The organism is Parabacteroides sp. AF14-59 (genome assembly GCF_003479515.1).
Taxonomy (GTDB): domain Bacteria; phylum Bacteroidota; class Bacteroidia; order Bacteroidales; family Tannerellaceae; genus Parabacteroides; species Parabacteroides faecis.
The window spans coordinates 1-21,269 of record NZ_QUHH01000010.1 but is presented as its reverse complement, the minus strand read 5'-3'; the positions used below and the strand labels follow the sequence as shown (position 1 = coordinate 21,269).

The window sequence follows — 21,269 nt, the reverse complement described above, 5'->3', positions numbered from 1 at the left end:
TAAATCCTAAAAGAATGGCGAGAAAAAAGGAACGATTTTTCTAGTCATTTCGACTTTTTTGTCTTTTCCATCTGATCGTCAATTAGTAGGAAAAACATAAAAACGATCTTTTCAAAAAAATCGTGGTGAGATGATGATGTTTACCTTATTTCGTAGAAGCGAACAGTGTAAGAGATGTAGTGCTGTAGTAAATTCATTTTTATCAGTCGTTTGTGTTTTTAGTTTATTATATATACCTTAAATTCTGATTTTATATGAGAAATGTTGTATTATCGAAGTCATTAATCTTAGGGACTTCTCTTCTTCTGTACGGAGTCGGTACGGCTTTTGCTACAGAAACGGATTATCAGTATCCTGCATTAGGTGCAGGATTTGCGAATGTGCAACAAGACGGACGGCAAGTAAATTGCCTTATCGTAGACAAGTCCGGACCTATCGTCGGAGCCAATGTAGTGGTAAAAGGAACTACTATTGGTAACATTTCCGATATGGAAGGACGGGCTTTCATCGAGAATATGCCCGCAGATGCCGTTTTAGTGATATCTTATATCGGATATATTACCCAGGAGGTATCACTAAAAGCTCACCAAACCTCTATTAAAATTACGTTGGTCGAAAATTCCCAGGCATTAGATGAAGTTGTCGTAACAGGTTATAGTACACAGGTCAAAAAAGATATAACCGGTTCTGTGGCTGTCGTCGCTACGGACGAATTGAAAGAGACTCCGGTGTCCAACTTTGCTGAGGCTTTGCAAGGTAAAGCAGCCGGGGTGTTCGTACAGGCAGGAGGTGGCCCGTTGGGTGAAACCACCATTCGTATTCGTGGTGTGGGTTCTGTAAACGGCTCTGATCCGTTAGTGATCGTGGACGGTGTATCCGGTGTAGATATCGATGCAGTGAACCCTAATGATATTGAGTCTATGCAGATATTGAAGGATGCCGCCGCTTCCGCTATTTACGGAGCAAAAGGAGCAAACGGCGTAATCATTATTACGACGAAACAAGGCAAGAAAAATGACCGTGTGCAAGTATCTTACAATGGCTATTTTGGCGTTGCGAAGATGGCCAACCATGGTTATGGCTTGCTGGATGCCTGGGAAGCAATGGAATTTCAAGAGGAAGGACAACGCAACCTGTTCCAGTATCGCGGCGGTCAAACTGTGACCCATGCCCAGTTCGGTTCGATCGGGCCGGATGGTACAGGTCATTTGACGATGCCCTACGCAATCAAACCGTCCGGTTTGAGCAAGGAACAGGTAATCGGTCAATTCGGTAGCCTTGAAGCATGGAGGACTTCTTATAAAGATGATGGCACCAACACCTGGTCTCGCTCCGCTTACTATCAGATGCTGGAAGATGGCTGTTCTGAAGAAGAAGCCCGTAAAGGGACGGATTGGTATGACGAGGTTGTGCAGACGGGTAAAGTGCAGGACCATCAGATTTCCGTGACGGGTGGTGGTCAGAAAGCTACTTACTCTATAGGCTTGGGTTATATGAACCGGGAGGGTACGATCAAGGAATCCTGGTTCCGCCGTTATTCCTTGCGTGCTAACACAAACTTCTTCGTAAACGGTTGGTTTAATATCGGACAAAACACGAACATTGCCGTGATCGAAAACTCCGGAGAACGGGGGCGCCAAGGTGACGACAATACGTTCGGTAAAACATTCTCTATCCAACCCTGGGTACCCGTCTATACAATAGGCGGCGACTATGCCGGTTCGCAGAACGCTGAAGGGGGACGAGCCGAGAGTGCCGTAATGGCCGTAAACCATGGCAAAGACAACCGCCGTCGTTTCTTACGTGCGCAATCCGCTGCCTATGCCGAGATAATGCCGCTGAAGGGGATCGGTGAAGATCTGAAGATACGTACCCAGTTCAGTGCCCGTATCAATGGTTCGTGGGATTTCTGGATGAACAAACGTACCATTATGACAAATAAAGAAGGCCGTAACAATAATGAGTTCTATGAACAAGCTAACTACTGGTTAGGCTATCAATGGACCAATACTGCAACTTATAACAAGACTATCAATGATGATCATACGATCGGTGCCGTAATTGGTACCGAAGCTATTCGTGAGGGTCTGGGACGTTGGATCCAGGCAGGCCGTATCAATTACCCGTTCGAAGACGATCCGAACACATGGGTTATCAATAACGGTGCCAGTGCAGACTTAAGGAACAGTGGAAACCAGAATGATGTATCTACTATGTTTGGCATGTTTGCACGTGCCGACTATGGCTATAAAGGCAAATACCTGGCAACCGTAACAGTCCGTCGGGATGCCTCCTCCCGTTTCTCCCAGAAGAACCGATGGGGGACGTTCCCTTCCATATCTTTGGGGTGGCGTATCTCTGATGAAAATTTCATGCAGCAGACGCGTACATGGTTAGATGACCTGAAGATCCGTGCGGGTTACGGTACAACCGGTAACTCTAATATCGATTCGTATAACTGGGCGTTCCAGTACGGTACGGGAGACCGCTATCTATACAGCATTAGTGGTTCCGATACGGAAGTATATCAAGGTTTTGGCGTAACAAACCTGGGGGATATCGAGGCGAAGTGGGAAACTTCTAAAATGCTTAATGCCGGTTTCGATATAACTGCTTTGGACCAACGATTGTCTGTAAACTTCGATTATTATATCAAGAATACTTCTGATATGTTGATTGACGCGAATTGGTCTGCTTTGGCTGGTGCAGCCGGTAAACCGAAAGTAAATATCGGTGACATGAGAAATACGGGGGTTGACCTGAATTTGAACTGGCGTGACAAGGTAGGTGATTTCGACTATTCCATCGGTTTGAATCTTTCACATTACAAGAACAAATTGACCGAGATCGGTACGGATGCCGGAATTTTTACCGGAACCCGTATCTCAAACATGAACGTATTGATGAAAGGACATGCGGTAGGGATGTTCCATGGTTACCAACTGGACGGAATCTATAAGAGTGAGGATGAGGTGAAGAACTATAAGAATGATGTCGGCACTGAAGTATTGCCGTATGGCGTTTCCGACGCATCTGCTTTGAATGCCGCCAATTACGTCGGCCAGTACAAAGTTAAAGATGTGAACAACGACGGTAAGATCGACGCAGACGACCGTACATTCATCGGCAATCCCCATCCGGACCTGACAGGAGGCCTGAACTTGAGTTTAGGTTGGAAAGGATTCGATTTAAGTACTTATCTGTATTTCTCTGTAGGAAATGACATTTTCGCCATGTACAAATACTACACCCATTACGGCTCCTTGCAGTCCGCATACTCAAAGGATCGCAGGGACAATTCCTGGCATCCGGTGACGAATCCGGATGGTATCTATCCGATGTGGGCAACCAATACGGGTGAGAGTACGATCGCTGCCAACGAATCTAATTCAGGTTATATCGAAGATGGTTCCTTCCTGCGTATGCAGACGCTGACATTAGGTTATACGCTTCCGAAGAGTATCCTGGAGAAAATCAAATTTGAAAAGATTCGTATCTATGGCCAGGTAGCCAATGTATTCACATTAACCGGATATTCCGGTTTGGACCCGCAGGTACGTACCGATTCGGACGGTCGTTCAAACGACCGTACCATGGGAACCGACTTTGGTTCTTACGGTATGCCGCGTCAGTTCATCTTAGGTGTAAATATAACATTCTAAGCAAAACCCGGTAAGTTTAGGGAATTGATAACAATAAATTTAAAAAAGATGAAGAAACTGTTTATATATGCGGCGATTGTTGCCGTAGCAGTAGGATGTATGACTTCCTGCTCTGATTTTTTGGATGTGAAACCGATTACAAATAAGCAGGAACCTGACTTTGTGTCACAGGAGGGGGTAACCTTGTTGTTGACTGGCATGTACGCAAGGTTAAATTCTACAGATGCTGACGATGGATATTTCCGTTCGACGTTGACCAATTATGTGTATGGCGACGTAATGGGGGGAGATGCGAATAAAGGATCTACGTATCAGGACCAACCGGATTTCACCAGTCTGGAAACTTATACGTTCACTACCGACAACAGTTATTTCAACACCAAATGGGCTCATTGCTACAACGGTGTATTCTTCGCTAACAATGTGATTAAAGTTGCCGGTCAATGCAAGGAGGAACTCTCTGCCGTAACCGGTCAAAGTAAGGATTTCTACACGGAGGCTATTGCCCAGGCTCGTTTCATGCGTGGTTTCTTTCATTTCGAGGTCGTTAAATTGTTTGGGGCTGCCGTCCCTTACGTGGATGACGTGGCCATGAAAGAAGACGTAAATCCAAAGGTATCCAATGTTGATGAAAGCAGAAATTACATCTATATTTGGGATAAGATTGTGGAGGACTTGCAATTTGCTTACGACAACTTGCCGGACATATGGCCCGTAGAAAAGGGGCGTGTAAACAAATGGGCTGCCGGTGCTTTGCTTGCTAAAGTTAAAATGTACCAATCCTCTCCATATAACGGGAAGAACGGTACTTCCAATCACTGGACTGAGGTTAAAACAATCCTGGATGATGTACTGGCAAACGGCAAGGACAATAACGGAACGAATTTCCAATTGGCGGAGACCTATGAGGAACTTTATACTGCAGGTGAAAGCGACTGGACGGGAGAGTCCATATTTGATGTCCAGGCCGCTGTATCAGGCACTGTAGAGCAGACTTCCAATATAAACGGTGCCTGGCATATCGGGTTTAGCGGTGCATTGGGTACCGGGGGCTGGGGATTCTACCAACCTTCTTACGATCTGGTTAACGCTCATATCGTGGATGAAAAGGGCTTGCCCAAAATGAATGATTCTTACCGCAATGATCCGGTATTATCATCATTGGATGAAAACAACCTGCCTCATACGGATTTGCAGGTCTATACAGATCCGCGTTTGGATGTCTCCACGGGACGCTTTGAGACCCCGTTCCTCGACTGGACTATTCCAAGCATGTTGGATGGCTGGGTTCGTGACGTTTCTAACGGCGGGTTGTATCTGAATAAGAAAAATATCCCGAGAAAAGCCGATAAGGGCAGCTTGTCCGTCACAACTCAAACTAACTCTACGGCGAAGAATTTCCACTTGATCCGTTATGCGGATGTATTATTATGGTATGCTGAAACATTGATTGAATTGGGGCAACCGCAGGAGGCGGGGAAATATATTAACCGGGTACGTGCCCGTGCCGCAAACGGCTATGTTAAAGCCGTAGATCCAACGACTATGTTAGAGACAAGTTCTTCTTATGTCTTAGATGATAAAGTAAATGGCAAGCAAGATGCCGATGCTGCCGCAAACTATCGTGTCGGCTTATATCCGGATTCCCAGTTTGCCTCAAAAGAGAAAGCGTTTGAGGCATTGCGTTGGGAGCGCAGGATCGAGTTGGCAATGGAAGGCCATCGTTGGTACGACCTGGCTCGTTGGGGTATGGCTGCTGAGATATTAAACAGTTATACGAAATATGAAGCTAAATACTTAGGTAAATATTCGAACAGTGTTTACAATGCTAAATGGGCGACAATGCCTATTCCACATAATGAGATCCAGAAGATGGATGGTCTTTTGGTTCAAAATGAAAACTGGAAATAAACAAGTGGATTAACAGTTTGAAGAGAGCGAAGGTGTGTCAAAAAGCAATTAAGGACCGCAGTTGACGCAGACTACGCAGACGCTCGCAGATTTATATATTAATAATCATATTGTCTGCGAGACTCTGTGCTTTGTCTGCGTCAACTGCGGTCCTTAATGTCGACTTTTGACACACCGCCTTTTTTATGTTCGCCTAGTACGAGCATATTCCATAATGAGTAAGTTTAAGTGCCCGAAGAATCATTATTTTAAGGTAGAATGGGTGTTGCCGTGGATAGACAAGGTGCTGAAATAGATTCTTTTCTTATATTTGTACCATCTAATTAATTATCAATTCTGAATAACATGGAAAACATCTCAAGAAGAACAGCCATTAAGACCGCACTGGTGGGTGGGGCTGCGTTAGCCGTATCCGGACTGGATGCAGCGAATCCTGCAAAGAAGAAAAAAGTAGAAACAAAGGAACCGCTTAAGGGGAATATACGTCACTCCGTTAGTAAATGGTGTTTCGGCGACTATCCGCTGGATGAATTTTGCGGGATATGTAAGAATATAGGCATTGAATCGATCGAGTTGCTCGATCCGAAAGATTGGCCGGTGGTACAGCAACATGGGTTGACGGTAGCTATGTGTCAGGGAGCCGGTTTAGGGATCGACCGTGGGTTCAATGATCCTAAACTGCATGATGAACTGGTTGCCAGTTACGAACAGGTAATTCCTTTGGTTGCAGAAGCCGGATTGACCAATCTGATCTGTTTCTCCGGTAAACGGAACGGCCTGACCGATCTTCAGGGATGGGAAAATTGTGAAAAAGGCCTGAAGCGTCTGATGCCTTTGGCAGAGAAGCATAATGTGGTCCTGACAATGGAATTGCTGAATAGTGTGGGACACAAAGATTATCAGTGCGATCATACTGTCTGGGGAGTGGAACTGTGCCGCCGTGTCGGTTCGCCTAACTTTAAACTTCTGTATGATATCTACCATATGCAGATCATGGAAGGAAATATCATTGAGAATATTCAAAAGTATCACGAATATTTCTCCCATATCCATACCGGCGGTAATCCGGGACGTGCGGAGATCGACGAGACACAGGAACTTTATTATCCGGCTATCATGAAAGCGATAGTGGAAACCGGTTATAAAGGGTTTGTCGGACAGGAGTTCGTTCCGCGCCAGCAGGATAAGATCGCCTCTCTTGAAAAATGTATACGTATTTGTGACGTCTGATCGTATGAAGAAAGGTCAGATTATACAGTTGTGTATCCTGTTGTTTGCCGTTGCTTTTATGAGTTGTAAAAGTAAAACAGGGGCAGAACAGGCAGGGGGCGTATTTACTCCCGGTGAACTGTGGCCGGATAACAACGGGACGCATATCAATGCTCACGGTGGCGGTATTCTTCATGCCGGTGATACCTATTACTGGTTTGGCGAGCATAAGACGGAAGGAACAGCCGGAAATAATGCCCTGGTCGGTGTTCACTGTTATTCCTCCAAGGATCTGTATAATTGGAAAGACGAAGGTATCGCTCTGTCTGTCGTGACGGATGATTCGACACATAGCATAGCGAAAGGCTGTATTCTGGAACGTCCGAAAGTGATCTATAATAAGAAGAATAACAAGTATGTCATGTGGTTTCATCTGGAACCGAAAGGGGCGGGATATTCCGGTGCTCTTAGCGGTATTGCCGTAAGCGATCGAGCGGTTGGTCCTTATACGTTCCTTCGTGCCGTACGTCCGAATGCCGGTCATTGGCCGATCAATGTGCAGGATATTCATAAACAGCGGGTTCCGGAATCGGATAGGAGTCAGTTTACAGGCGGTAGTTTGCCAGCTCATCCGGACAGTCTGAATTTACTCGGGCGTGACATGGAAGGCGGACAAATGGCCCGCGATATGAATCTGTTCGTCGATGAGGATGGTAAAGCCTATCATATCTATTCTTCCGAAGAGAACAGTACGCTGCATATCTCTCAACTGACGGACGATTATACCGGTTATTCCGGTGCTTATGCCCGTTTCTTCCCCGGTCGTTTCATGGAGGCTCCGGCAATGTTCAAACGTGACGGGAAATATTACCTGATCATGTCCGGCTGTACCGGATGGGCGCCGAATGCGGGACGCTCGGCCGTCGCTTCTTCTGTTTGGGGACCCTGGGAGGAACTGGAGAACCCGTTTGCCGGGGCGGATGCCGACCTCTCTTTCCATTCCCAAAGTACGTATGTTTTACCGGTTCCGGGCAAACCGGGGCAATTCATTTATATGGGTGACCGATGGACTCCCGACAATGCGATAGATGGCCGTTATATCTGGCTTCCTATCCGTTTCGATGGTGACCAGCCCGTCATTGAATGGCGTGATAAATGGAGTTATTGACTGCCTGATCCGTCGTAATAGAAATTTAACTATCTGTTTTTTATAAATTCATTGGAATCATACCGATAAATTGATTTAATCTTCATTAATTTTGCAGCTTCGTTTTTGCGGAGCTGCAAATTAATAAACTTTTAAAATGAAACCAACTTTATCGATTACCTCAAGGCAGTTAATGCTGAGAGAGCTGCACGATTACCTGATGATCGCTCTTGGCATGCTTTTCTATGCTATTGGGTGGACAGTTTTCCTTTTGCCCAACGACATAACTACCGGTGGGGTGCCAGGTATTGCTTCTATTGTGTATTGGGCGACCGGATTGAATGTTCAGTACACGTATTTTGCAATTAATGGCGGGCTATTGATCGCTTCTCTGATCGTTCTGGGGTGGAGGTTCAGCGTAAAGACCATTTTTGCCGTATTGGTCATGACTTTTATTCTGCCGATTATTCAAGGGGCGACAGCCGGTTTGCATTTACTTGGTGATCAGCCGTTCATGGCTTGTGTTATCGGTGCTTCTTTTTGCGGAAGTGGTATTGGTATTGCTTTTTCTGCTAATGGCAGTTCCGGCGGTACGGATATTATTGCTGCCATTATCAATAAGTACAGGGATATTACGTTGGGGCGTGTCATTCTGATGACGGACATGATCATTATCTCTTCCAGTTATTTCGTACTGCATGATTGGGAAAAAGTGGTTTATGGTTTTGCTACTCTGTATATCTCCAGCTTTGTGCTCGACCAGGTGGTGAATAGTGCCCGCCAGTCAGTGCAGTTCTTTATTATTTCCAAAAAACATGAAGAGATAGGACGTCGTATCAATAAAGATCTCCACCGGGGTGTAACGGTAATAGACGGAACCGGCATGTATACCGGACTCGGTGTGAAGATGATGTTCGTGCTGGCAAAAAAGCGGGAATCGACTACAATTTTCCGTTTGATCAAAGATATAGATCCGGAAGCATTTGTTTCACAGAGTGCTGTTATCGGTGTGTACGGGGAAGGTTTCGACCATATCAAAGTAAAATAAATAACTCTTTATAATCACTTTCTTTCAGGCATGGAATTTATATATTCCGTGCCTGAATAGTTTGTAGGAATGCGTAGGTGATTTTTATAGAAATTTAAGATGGTAAGGCAGGAAGGACTGATTGTGACAGTAGATTTATATAATTAGTACCTTAGTTCTGTTAGAACTAATAACCCAACGGATGCAAATATAGCTCATTTTTATTATAATAGGTTAAATAGGAAGGAAGAATGAACGTTTTTAAAAATCTTTGTTAACAATCAAAGCGTTATACATACAATCAAATCATCGTTTTTTGTAGAAAATAATGATATGCATATTAGTTCTAACAGAACTATTTCCAATCTTTTATTTTCAAAGAGATAGATATGTTGTAAGTGTAATACTATTTATGGACTTATGAAATTATACGATCTTTATACTAATGCTTACTTAATTTTGATGTAATATGAGTGTAATAATGCGTATTTACTTTTGCGCACCAATTGTTGTTGATAAATTATTACAATAATTATAAGTAGGTATTTATATGCAAATATCCGATGAGAAATTATGGGAATTATGTTTGATAGGGGATAAAGAGGCTTTCAGAGAAATCTATTGCCGCTTCTATTCTTTATTATATAATTATGGCTCCAAGTTAGTATCGGATAAGGATTTAGTAAAAGATTGCATCCAGGATATTTTCATAAAACTAATTCAAAACTACCAGTCTCTTTCCGCTACCCCGAATGTGAAAGGATACCTGATCAAAGCCTTACGTAATAAATTGTATGATACACTCGAAAAGGAGAAAGCCACGGATGATATCTCCTTGTATGAAGAAGTGTTTGTGACCGACGAACTGATGCCTTTACTTTCTTTTGAAGATTCGGATGCTGATAATCGGGCTAAACATCTGATGCAGGTCTTTTCGCAATTATCTCCCCATCAACAGGAAATAATTTATCTGTATTATGTCAATGAGCTAAAGCATGATGAAATAGCCGAGATAATGGGAATAAATTATCAATCCAGTAAGAATCTGTTATTCAGATCTTTGACGCGTCTTAGGGGATTGTATCTGAAAAAGAATTGATTTTATTCAAAAAAAGTGAGTACCAAATGAGACCTTTCCCGTAATAAGGGTAAAAAGAGGTTACTTGTGAATAGAAAACAAAACATATTAAATAAGAATTCATTTGAGCAGGCCGGGAAAGACTTACTCAGGAAAGTTCATGAAGCAGAGCCGGATAAATTGCCGGAAGCTCTGGTTTCATGGCAGGAGATAGAAGCCCGGTTGGATCAGCCACATACTTCATTCAGATTACGCGCCCGTTATATCTGGTCTGTTGCAGCATCAATCGCCGTACTTATTTCTGTCGGTCTTTATTTTGGCATGGAAACGAAGAATGATACTTCCATGTCGCTAGCCCTGCTTGAAAACCATACATCTGCTTTGTCCGGTGATGAGATCGTTTTAATTGAAAGCGAGGATAAAATGCAACTGAAAGATGAATCGTCTATCAGATATGATGTGGATGGAAAGTCGAATGTAGAGGAACACGTTGTAAAGAAGGAGACGGCAGAAGATAAGAAAGAGAAAAAAGAGGAGATAAACCAGATCATTGTCCCGAAAGGCAGAAGAGCGGATATCACTTTCTCCGACGGAACGAGGATGCATGTAAATGCCGGTACACGTGTGTTTTATCCGGCAGTATTCAAAAAAGAAAAAAGAGAAATAATTGTGGAAGGCGAGGTTTTCCTGGATGTAACAAAAGATCCTTCACGTCCTTTTATTGTCAAAACAAATGGTTTTGATGTAAAGGTGCTCGGTACACAGTTCAACGTTTGTGCCTATAAGGAAGATGCTTTTGCATCGGTCGTACTGGTTGACGGGCGGGTGGAAGTCGATTCAGGTAAGAATAACAAGTTAGAACTCTCTCCCAATCAGATGTTTGAGATAAATGATAAAGGTACGAAAGTCAAAGAAGTAGATGTTTTTGAGTATATCTGCTGGAAGGATAATATGATGATGTTGAGCGAGCGGAAGGTTGGAGAGACCTTAGATCGGTTGTCCCGTTATTATGGGCGTACTATTTGGTATAATGAAGAGATAGGGAACATACCCATTTCCGGGAAACTGGATTTGCGTGAGAACATGGAAGATGTGATCAATATCGTCTGCCAGTCCCTATTCCTCCAATATAAGACAGACGCGAATAACAACGTAATAATATCAAAATAAAATTGCCTATGTGAAAGACATCAAATTAAAAAAAGAACCGAACGATACGGCCATATCACTCGGTTCTAAAGTTTCTTGTTTAATCTATTAATTTATGTATCAAAGAAAAAACGTTACAAATGTATGAAAAAGAATGAAGAATTCAGCCGAAAACCGGCTCATTTTCTTAAAAGTGCATGTTTAGCCTTATGTCTGGTAAGTTATGGAGGGTCTGTAGTCTATGCAGAATCAACCTATGCGGAACAAACCACATTGACCGTTCGCATGAACAACCGGACTGTAAAAGATGTATTTTCTTACATCGAAAAGAACAGTGAATTTATTTTTGTGTACCACGGTTCAAATATCAATTTGAACAGGAAAGTAAATGTGGACGTCAACAATCAGACCGTTGAATCCATATTGAAAAAAATGTTTGAAGGAACGGACATTGAGTATATCATTAATGACCGCCAGATTATTGTTCGTAAGAACGAAACGAACAGAAAACAAGTTGCTGTTGCTGCTCCCCAGCAGGAAAAGAAAATTTCCGTAACAGGTAATGTAAAAGACGCGATCGGTGAACCGCTGATTGGTGTGAATGTGATGGTGAAAGGAACTACTATCGGTGGTATAACGGATGCCAATGGTAACTTCTCTTTATCTGATGTTGCTCCGAATGCAGTTGTCAGTATCTCTTATATCGGTTATAAGACACAGGAAATTGCCTTGAATGGCAAAACTTCGGTAAATGTGACCTTGAGTGAAGATAGTGAAGCTTTGGATGAAGTGGTAGTTATCGGTTATGGAACACAGAAGAAGGCAGACTTATCCGGAGCGGTGGCGACTGTGCCGAAAAAGGTCTTGGAAAACCGTCCGGTTTTGACGGTTGGACAGGCTTTGCAAGGATCGGTGGCTAACTTGACCGTTTCGATCGGTAGTGGACAGGCTACAGATTCTCCCAGCTTTAACATTCGTGGAACAACTTCTATCAACGGTGGTAATCCGCTGGTTGTAATTGACGGTGTTGTTTCTTCGGCTGAAGAGTTGAACAGAATGAACCCAACCGATATTGGTAGTATATCCGTGTTGAAAGATGCAGCATCGGCAGCGATCTATGGTTCGCGTGCAGCATTTGGTGTGATTTTGGTTACGACTAAGACGGCCGGTCAAGAAAAGCTGACAATCAATTACAATAATAACTTTGCAATGCGTAAGTTAACAGGTATGGCTGATGTGATCACTGATCCTTATCTTGTGGCTTCAACCCGTAATACCATGTCTTATCCCTGGTATAACTTATATAACGAAGAACAATTGGCTTATGCCAAAAAAGTGTCGGAAGATCCGAGTACTTCCCCCTATTTTTTGAATCCGGACGGTACGTATGCTTATTTTGGCAGTACTGATTGGTTTGATGAGGCTTATAAGAATTTGGCATTCTCTACAAATCATACAGTCGATGTATCTGGTAAAACAGACCGTATAAATTATTACTTTTCTGCCAATTACAATTTTCAGGATGGTATGGTAAAGTACGGAACTGATAAATATAACCGTTACAACCTTCGTTCCAAACTGGATTTTAAATTGACAGACTGGTGGACTTTAGGTAATAATACCAGTTTTGTAAATTCAGATTATGATTCTCCTAACTATTTGGGAAATTCTTACTATTGGGAAGTAAACCGTATCAACCCGTTGGATGTGACTTATAATCCGGATGGTTCTTGGACCAAGGCCGGTAGTAGTGTATTCGGCCGTTTGGTAGACGGAGGTCGTTGGAACCAACAGAAGACAACTTTCTCAACGCAATTTACAACAAAGATCGATATTATCAAGGACATCCTTTTTGTAAATGGTTCGTTTAACTATTCGACGAATAAAAATGCAGAGGAGGGATATTCTTTACCTGTCGACTATTATGATGGTCCGGACAGACCGGCTGCTCAGCAGGATCCGGTATCTCAGGCTTACCTGAACCATACGAATGCACGTACTCTTACATTTGATGCATATGCCACTTTCCATAAACTGTTTAACGACAAGCACGATTTTACAGCGATGATTGGTTTCAACCAGGAAGACTGGCGTGATAATTATACCTCTGCAAGCCGTAAAGAGTTGATTTCATCTTCTTTACCTTCATTAGGATTGGCATCGGGTGATATGAATGTAGGTCAACGCATCTATTCACTTTCTATGCGTAGTGTATTCGGCCGTTTAAATTATATCTATAATAATAAGTATATCGTGGCATTTAATGGTCGTTACGACGGAACATCCCGTTTCCCACATGATGACCGGTATGCATTCAACCCTTCTGGTTCTGTAGCTTGGGTGCTTTCAGAAGAAAACTTTTTTGAACCGGTACGTGATGTTGTTAATTTCTTGAAGTTCAGATTCTCTTACGGTAGTTTGGGTAATCAGGATTTAAAAGAGAATTATTACGCTTACTTGGCTACCATGGGATCCGGAAAAATTTCCAATATTTTGGATGGTAAACAACCGATAGGTGTATCTGCACCTGGATTGGTTGCGGGTAACTTAACTTGGGAGAAGGTGACGACTGCCGACTGGGGTATGGATGTCAATTTCCTGAATAACCGATTGACTGCTACTGTCGATGGATATATCCGTCGTACAAAAGATATGTTGACGGCAGGAGCGGAACTACCGAATGTTTTAGGTACCAGTGAACCGTTGGAAAATGCAGCAGACTTGAAAACAACTGGTTGGGATTTGACGATTAGCTGGCGTGATAATGTAAAACTGGCAGGAAAAACGTTGAATTACGGTCTGAGCTTCAATATTGGTGATAGCCGTTCCTGGATCACCAAATTCTCCAATGACACGGGTTCTTTGGATAGTTATTACGAAGGTTGGGAAATGGGATCTATCTGGGGATTGGAAACGGAAGGATTCTTTACATCTCAGGAAGATATTGACAACCACGCCGACCAAACACAAGTTGCTTCTTATATCGGTACACGACCACTTGCTCCCGGTGATCTAAAATTTAAGGATTTGAATGAGGACGGTAAGATTGATAAAGGAGCTTGGACAATTGACGACCATGGAGATTATAAGATTATTGGCAATAACCGTGCACGTTACGGTTTTGGTTTTAATATGAATGCCGATTGGAATGGTTTCGATTTGAGCTTGTTTGTCCAGGGTGTTTTAAAGAAGAATTATAGTCCGAGTGGTGACCTGTATTTCTGGGGTATTTATGCACAGCCATGGACTAATATTACTTATGGTAATTACTATGATCGTTGGACAGAAGAAAATCCAAGCCAGGATGCTTATTTCCCGCGTTTTAAATCGTATGTAGCGGAAGGTGGATCTGAAGCGGCTCTTACTCAGACTCGTTATTTGCAGAACGCTACTTATGCTCGTTTGAAGAACTTGACATTCGGATATACACTTCCGAGAAAGTGGACAGATAAGGCTAATATCCAGCGTTTACGCCTTTTCTTTTCTGGTGACAACTTGTGTGAAATAACAGGTTTATATAAGTATTATAAACTGGGTCCGGAATGTTTGGGCGGCCAGATGTATCCGTTACAGCGTTCTTATTCGTTTGGTTTAAATGTTACGTTCTAATTTTTAATTGCTGAAAGTTATGATTATTAATAAAAATATTATGAAAATAGCTGCGATAGGAATCGTCGGCATTTTATGTTTAAGCGGATGTAACGATTCGTTTATGGATAAATATTCTGAGACATCCATTACAGAGGAAGGATTTTTCAAGTCTGCAGGTGATTTGGAAATCTATACAAATAGCATGTACGGATATGTTTCTTCCAATTATTGGGATGTTGCCTCTGATAACGTGATATATGTGGAAGAGGCCAGCATTTATTCAAAGATGCGCGGAGAATTGAATCCTGATAATGCAGGGACATGGGGATGGGGAAACATTCGCAATGTCAATTTTATGTTAGCAAGGGCCGGCAAGGCTGAAGGTGATGTAGCGGAAATTAATCACTATATAGGTTTAGCCCGTATGTTCAGAGCTAAATTGTATTATGACAAAGTATTATCTTATTCGGATGTACCTTGGTATAGTCGCGATTTACAGACAACGGATACAGAAGAATTGTTTAAACCACAGGATTCGCGTGCTCTGGTTGTCGATTCTATTATGGCGGATTTAGATTTCGCGGTAACTAATATGAAAGATGAAAGTAGCGGTCGAACGCGTTGGTATCGGAGTGGTGCTTTAGCCATGCAAGCACGTATCGCTCTGGCAGAAGGTTGTTGGCGTAAATATCATTCAGAATTGGAATTGAATGATGCTGATCGTTTCTTCCGTGTGGCAGCTGATGCATGTAAAGCGATTATGAATACAGGCAATTATGAGTTGTCAACCGGCGAAGGGGCTTATGAAGCTTTATTTAATAGCCAGGATTTATCTTCTAACAAGGAGATGATCATCTTCGAAGATTACAGTAATGAGTTGGGACGTAAGCATGGTGCTGGCGCTCGGTTTGACTGGACGACCGGTTTATCGCGTGACCTTATGGAAGATTACTATGTGATCGAAGATGGCAAGACGAAGAGATTCCAGGATGTACCTGGTTATGACAAGAAAACATTCCTTGAAATTTTTGAAAACAGGGATCCTCGTTTGGGACAAACCTTTATGATGCCAGGTTTTATGCGTCCGGGAGAAACTGAACCTCATCGTCAGAAAATTACTATCGGCGGTTATCCGCAGGTAAAATATTCTCCGCTGACATTCGATCAGACGGAATGGGATAAAGCTTATACAGACCTGCCATTGATCCGGTATGCGGAAGTATTATTGATGTATGCAGAAGCAAAAGCGGAATTGGGAGAGTTGACTCAGGATGATATCGATCAAAGTATCAATCTAATCAGAGAACGTGCAGGTGTACCTCGGGCAACTTTAACAGATTGGATGGCAAATGTTGATCCTGTTCAGGCAAATCGTTATCCAAACGTCACTTCTGCACAGAAGGGAGCTATTTTGGAAGTTAGACGTGAAAGACGTATCGAATTGGCTTGTGAAGGATTTCGTTATGACGATTTAATGCGTTGGGGAGCTGGTAAATTAATGGAAAGGGCTCCGGAAGGTATGTATATTGATAAGTTGGGATATCTGGACCTGACAGGGGACGGTCAGCCTGATTTTGCCGTGGTGGCAACGCAGGCAGATGCTGATGCTATTCCTCAGGCAGATAAGGAAAAGTACAAATTGAATGTAGAGATTTTAGCAGGAAATACATTTGAATTGACTGGTGGTGATAAAGGATATATCCGTCTGATCTCTCAGGTTAATAAATGGAACTTTATAGAGCCGAAATATTATTATAGTCCGATATCGACTAAAGATATTGTATTGAATAAGAACTTAGTTCAAAATAAGTTTTGGGCTAAATAGTCGATATTGTTTTTTACTCTTTTGAGCAAAAAACAATAATATGTATATCCTAAAAGTTATATCTATTATAGGTGTGGACTTTTGGGATATATTTTTGAATCATTTTTATCTTTCTATCTTTGTGGTAGAATTATATTAATATCGATAAGTTATGTACATGAAAACACGAATTTTTACCAGTATAACATTTGTAATACTAATTCTAAGTCTGTTCATATCTTGCTCAGAACAGAAAAAAGAGCAACAACTCACCGTCCTTTCCTGGAATGTCTGGCATGCAGGTCACTCAAAAACTTATGGACAAAAAGCCTGTGACGGCATCATCGGCATTTTGAAGAAAAGCCAGGCGGATGTCATTCTGATGGTTGAAACTTATGGGGCGGCTCCGATGATCGCGGACTCGCTCGGATACGAACATTATCTGATTTCCAGTAACCTTTGTATCTTTAGCCGTTATCCGATCGTAAAGAGATATTCTTATCCCGATGTGATCGATACGTTTAATTTCGGAGGGGTAGAAATAGATATGGACGGGACACCGGTCCGTTTGTTCGATACCTGGATACACTATCTGCCTGATATGCGTCTGACCCTCACCGATAAGTCGGAAGAAGAAATACTGGCCTGGGACGATGCCGGTACACGTGACGACGAGATACGCAAAATATTGGGTGCCCTGAAACCGATGATAGCGGAGACAGATAGCATTCCTATCATTATGGGAGGCGATTTCAACAGTCACTCTCATCTGGACTGGACGGAAGCGACCAAAGACATGTACAATCATGGCGGCGCTGTTGTCAACTGGACAGTATCCAAAGAGATGGAGGCGGCCAATTTCAAAGACAGTTTCCGTGAGATCAACCCCGACCCGGTGAAGAACATCGGAACGACCTGGCTGACAGATGCCGACTCGCTGGAAACGGTGAACCGTCAGGATCGTATCGACTTCATCTATTATCAGGGTAAAACGATACAGGCAGTAGAGTCCCAATGCTATGACAATATCCTGGGTGAAACATTCTCATTTAAAGGAGATGACTTCTTCTATGCTTCCGATCACGGATTCGTATTGACAACCTTCAATATCAAAAAATAGTTATGATGAAACACTTATTCTTATCCCTTCTTATCTGTCTGGGATTCGGTTCCTGCCAGAAAGAAACGAAGCCTGTTACATTTGCCATCGTATCGGATATACATCAGGATATCGCACATGATGCGGAAGAACGTTTGAGTACCTTTTTACATGCAGCCGAAGAGAATCAGGTCGACTTTATCATCGAACTAGGTGACTTCTGTATGCCGAAAGAAGAAAACAAGCCTTTCCTGAAGCTCTGGCAGGATTATCCTGGCGAGAAGCACATGGTGTTTGGAAACCATGATATGGATAACTGTTCGAAAGAGGAGTTTATCCGGTTCACAGGGATGCAGAGTCCGTACTATTCTTTCGATAAGGGAGATTTTCATTTTATCGTACTCGATCCGAATAATATCTATGACGGAGAAAAGTATCTCCCTTACGACAAAGGGAACTATTATAAAGCGGAAAAGATTTCGTTGGTGGATCCCGAACAAATGGAATGGCTGAAGAAAGACCTCCAGGCTACCGACAAACGTTGTATCATCTTCTCGCATCAGAGCTTTGAATGTTCTTCAGAGAACCGTGAAGATATCCGGAAGATCTTTGAGGAGGAGAACCGGCGTGCCGGATATAAAAAGGTGGCGGTCGCTTTCAGCGGGCACGATCATACGAATTATATGAAGGAGATCAACGGTATTGCCTATATCCAGATCAACAGTGCTTCCAATCAGTGGGTAGGCGAGAAATATGCCTGTCCGGAACGTTTCAGCGACGAGATCAATCAGAAAAGACCGGCTTTGAAATATACGCTGCCTTATAAAGACGCCCTTTACGGGATCGTTACATTGACAGATAAAGGTATGGACCTGAAAGGAGTAAAGAGCGAGTTCATTGCTCCCGGACCTGAAGAACTGGGTATTACAGATCGTTCGCAACCTTTAGTTCCCTGGATAGAAGATTTACAACTAACATTCTGAATATAAACACATCAATCACATGAAAAAAACATTTCTGAACATCGCCCTGTTGAGCTGTGTGGCATTCTCTGCCAGCGCTGCCTATACAGGACGGGTCTTTGTAGATAAGAACAATAACGGAGTTTTTGATAAGGGAGAGAAACCGATGGCTGGTGTAGCTGTTTCCGATGGACTGAATGTCGTGAAAACGGCTTCCGACGGTTCGTTCTCCTTGCCGGGACATCCGAGGGAACGGTTTATCTTTATCACCACTCCTTCGGGATATAAGACGGATAATAAACATTATATCCGTATCGACGGTGAACAGAAAGGGTATGAATTCGGTTTGCAGCCTTATAACGGGGGTATCCAAAAAGATGGCAGTCATAAATATGTCCATATCGCCGATACGGAGATCTTCAATACGGAGAATCACGGTGACTGGGTAAATAATGTGCGCGATTATGCAGCCAACGAACAGGTTGCCTTTATTATGCACACAGGCGATATCTGCTATGAAAAAGGTCTGAAGGCACATATCCAAATGATGAATACCGCCAATATGGATTGCCCGATGTTTTATGCCATCGGTAACCATGACCTGGTGAAAGGAAAATATGGTGAGGAACTTTTTGAAAGTATCTACGGGCCTGTTTATTACTCTTTCGATGCAGGTAGCACGCACTATATCGTGACTCCGATGGCCGGAGGCGATTATCAGCCCGGTTATACGAAGGAAGATGTCTATCGCTGGCTGAAGAACGACCTGGCACAGGTTCCGCAAGGCAAGCCGATCGTCGTTTTCAACCATGACCTGCTGACGTATGGCGACCAGTTCATTTTCGGAATCAACGATCAGGAACAGATCAACCTGAACGAACATAATCTGAAAGCCTGGGTATACGGACACTGGCATATCAACTATATGAAGAAGCAGGGAGATGTATATTCCGTTTCTACGGCAACGTTGGATAAAGGTGGTATCGACCATTCAACCAGTGCTTTCCGTGTCTTGCATGTTGATAAGAAAGGAGATTTCGTTTCCGAGCTTCGTTATACTTATCTGAATAAACAGATTCAGATAACCTCCCCGGTTGAGGGACAGGTGCCTGTATTGGCTTCGGGTGCCGTACCTTTGGCGATAAATGTCTATTCATCCGTAACGCCGGTAAAAGAGGTGACTTATACCTGTCTGGTAGATGGTAAGGCCTTGTTCAGTAATAAGAAACTGCAAGAAGCTACCGATTGGTGCTGGAATGCCGAAGTTCCTTTGACTGCCAAACAAGAGGGAAAGGCTGTTACTTTAAAGATAAAAGCCCGTTTCAATAATGGAGAAACAGCTGAAACAGAAAGTGCCTTTACATATCATGCTGCTCCTGTGGAGGTGAAACTGGGCGGTAACTGGGTGAACCTGCTGGAGAATCCTCAGCATGCCTTACCTGCTCAACCTGCACTGAACCAACCTTTACAGATGGCCTGGATAAAGAATGTAGGAGCGAATATTTATATGACATCGCCTTTGGTTTATAACGGAAAGATCTATATCGCTTCTGTGGATGAGAACCTGAAAGGGGAGGCCTATGTATATGCCCTCGACGGTAAGACCGGTGAACTTATCTGGAAATATCCGGTACGCAACTCAGTTAAGAACACGATCGTTATAGATAATGGTCAGGTTCTGGCACAAGATGCACAGGGGTATTTATATGCCATTCATGCCGAAAGCGGTAAACTCAGCTGGGAAAAACAGTTACCGATAAACGGTCTGCCTTCTCTGATCGAAGGACTGGTTGCTTCCGACGGTGTTGTTTATGCAGGTACAGGTAAAGGGCTTTGTGCTATCGATACGAAAGACGGTCGTGAAATCTGGCGGAATAAAGCCTGGGGGCAGGGCGAAGGAACAACAACGACATTCTCTATAGCAAAGAATGTATTGGTCGGTTCTTCCCAATGGCGTGCACTTTACGGAAACGACCTGAAAACCGGAGAATTGAAATGGGAAGCCAATACGAACGGCCTGCGTAACCGTGGTGCTTCGGCAGCTGTCCATGGTGACCTGCTGTATATCATTTCGAGTGAATCGTTCTTTATTCTGGATGCCAATACGGGTCGCGTGGTTGTGCGCAAGGAGTTACCTTTCAGTGTGGATGTGACTTCTACACCTTTGCTGACGGATAAAGAGATCATCTTCGGTTCAGCTAAAGACGGTTTGATCGCTCTGGATAACGAGACACTGGAGTTGAAATGGAAGTTTGCAACCAACGACGCTTTGGTATTCACTTCTCCTTATTCCCGTAAACCTTCCGCAACGATCGAAACCAGTCCGGTTCTGGCAGGTAATACGGTTTATGTAGGCGCTTCCGACGGAACTATCTACGGAGTGAATAAAGAAGACGGTAAACTGGTATGGAAACATGCGACAGGTGCTCCGGTATTCGGTTCGGTGACTGTTTCAGGGAATGCTTTGATCGCTGTTGATTTCGGTGGAAATGTTTATACATTTGTGGCAGGAGAATAGGAATTATGTATATCTTTGTGAACTACATAACATACAAAACACTTAATTATGAAAGATTCAGATCCGAAAGCCATGGCAGAGAATGAAAGAAAAGAGTTGCAGGACCGGTATA

The 21,269-nt window shown here is 43.1% G+C and carries 12 protein-coding genes; all 12 read left to right on the top strand.

Annotation, left to right across the window (positions count from 1 at the left end; all coding sequences use genetic code 11):
- The first annotated feature begins 254 nt into the window (after nucleotides 1–254).
- The 12 genes from DWW23_RS12405 to DWW23_RS12350 all read left to right on the top strand — a co-directional run bounded on the left by DWW23_RS12405 (nucleotide 255) and on the right by DWW23_RS12350 (nucleotide 21,157).
- Nucleotides 255–3,662 (top strand): TonB-dependent receptor, encoded by a 3,408-nt coding sequence (locus tag DWW23_RS12405; RefSeq protein WP_122353609.1) that lies wholly within the window; start codon nucleotides 255–257, stop codon nucleotides 3,660–3,662.
- Nucleotides 3,663–3,710: 48 nt separating this feature from the next.
- Entirely contained in the window at nucleotides 3,711–5,573 is a 1,863-nt protein-coding gene (locus tag DWW23_RS12400; protein ID WP_122353608.1) for a RagB/SusD family nutrient uptake outer membrane protein, read from the top strand.
- A 345-nt stretch (nucleotides 5,574–5,918) separates the two neighbouring features.
- Nucleotides 5,919–6,803, top strand: coding sequence for a TIM barrel protein (locus DWW23_RS12395; RefSeq protein ID WP_122353607.1), 885 nt, complete (start codon nucleotides 5,919–5,921; stop codon nucleotides 6,801–6,803).
- A gap of 4 nt (nucleotides 6,804–6,807) precedes the next feature.
- On the top strand, nucleotides 6,808–7,950 hold the full coding sequence (locus DWW23_RS12390; protein ID WP_122353606.1) for a glycoside hydrolase family 43 protein: 1,143 nt from the start codon (nucleotides 6,808–6,810) through the stop codon (nucleotides 7,948–7,950).
- Nucleotides 7,951–8,086: 136 nt separating this feature from the next.
- Complete coding sequence (locus tag DWW23_RS12385) at nucleotides 8,087–8,977, top strand: YitT family protein (protein ID WP_122353605.1); 891 nt, start codon at nucleotides 8,087–8,089, stop codon at nucleotides 8,975–8,977.
- A 529-nt stretch (nucleotides 8,978–9,506) separates the two neighbouring features.
- The gene (locus tag DWW23_RS12380) at nucleotides 9,507–10,055 is read left to right on the top strand and encodes an RNA polymerase sigma factor (RefSeq protein WP_122353604.1); all 549 of its coding nucleotides are present in this window, start codon (nucleotides 9,507–9,509) and stop codon (nucleotides 10,053–10,055) included.
- 66 nt (nucleotides 10,056–10,121) lie between these two features.
- Complete coding sequence (locus DWW23_RS12375) at nucleotides 10,122–11,204, top strand: FecR family protein (protein ID WP_122353603.1); 1,083 nt, start codon at nucleotides 10,122–10,124, stop codon at nucleotides 11,202–11,204.
- A gap of 123 nt (nucleotides 11,205–11,327) precedes the next feature.
- The gene (locus DWW23_RS12370) at nucleotides 11,328–14,792 is read left to right on the top strand and encodes a TonB-dependent receptor (protein WP_122353602.1); all 3,465 of its coding nucleotides are present in this window, start codon (nucleotides 11,328–11,330) and stop codon (nucleotides 14,790–14,792) included.
- 19 nt (nucleotides 14,793–14,811) lie between these two features.
- Nucleotides 14,812–16,599 (top strand): RagB/SusD family nutrient uptake outer membrane protein, encoded by a 1,788-nt coding sequence (locus DWW23_RS12365; protein WP_122353601.1) that lies wholly within the window; start codon nucleotides 14,812–14,814, stop codon nucleotides 16,597–16,599.
- 157 nt (nucleotides 16,600–16,756) lie between these two features.
- Nucleotides 16,757–17,698 (top strand): endonuclease/exonuclease/phosphatase family protein, encoded by a 942-nt coding sequence (locus DWW23_RS12360; protein WP_122353600.1) that lies wholly within the window; start codon nucleotides 16,757–16,759, stop codon nucleotides 17,696–17,698.
- Nucleotides 17,699–17,703: 5 nt separating this feature from the next.
- On the top strand, nucleotides 17,704–18,660 hold the full coding sequence (locus tag DWW23_RS12355) for a metallophosphoesterase (RefSeq protein ID WP_233564327.1): 957 nt from the start codon (nucleotides 17,704–17,706) through the stop codon (nucleotides 18,658–18,660).
- Between the two features lie 19 nt (nucleotides 18,661–18,679).
- Nucleotides 18,680–21,157: a PQQ-binding-like beta-propeller repeat protein gene (locus DWW23_RS12350; protein WP_122353598.1), complete on the top strand. Its 2,478-nt coding sequence runs from the start codon at nucleotides 18,680–18,682 to the stop codon at nucleotides 21,155–21,157.
- Nucleotides 21,158–21,269 lie beyond the last annotated feature (112 nt).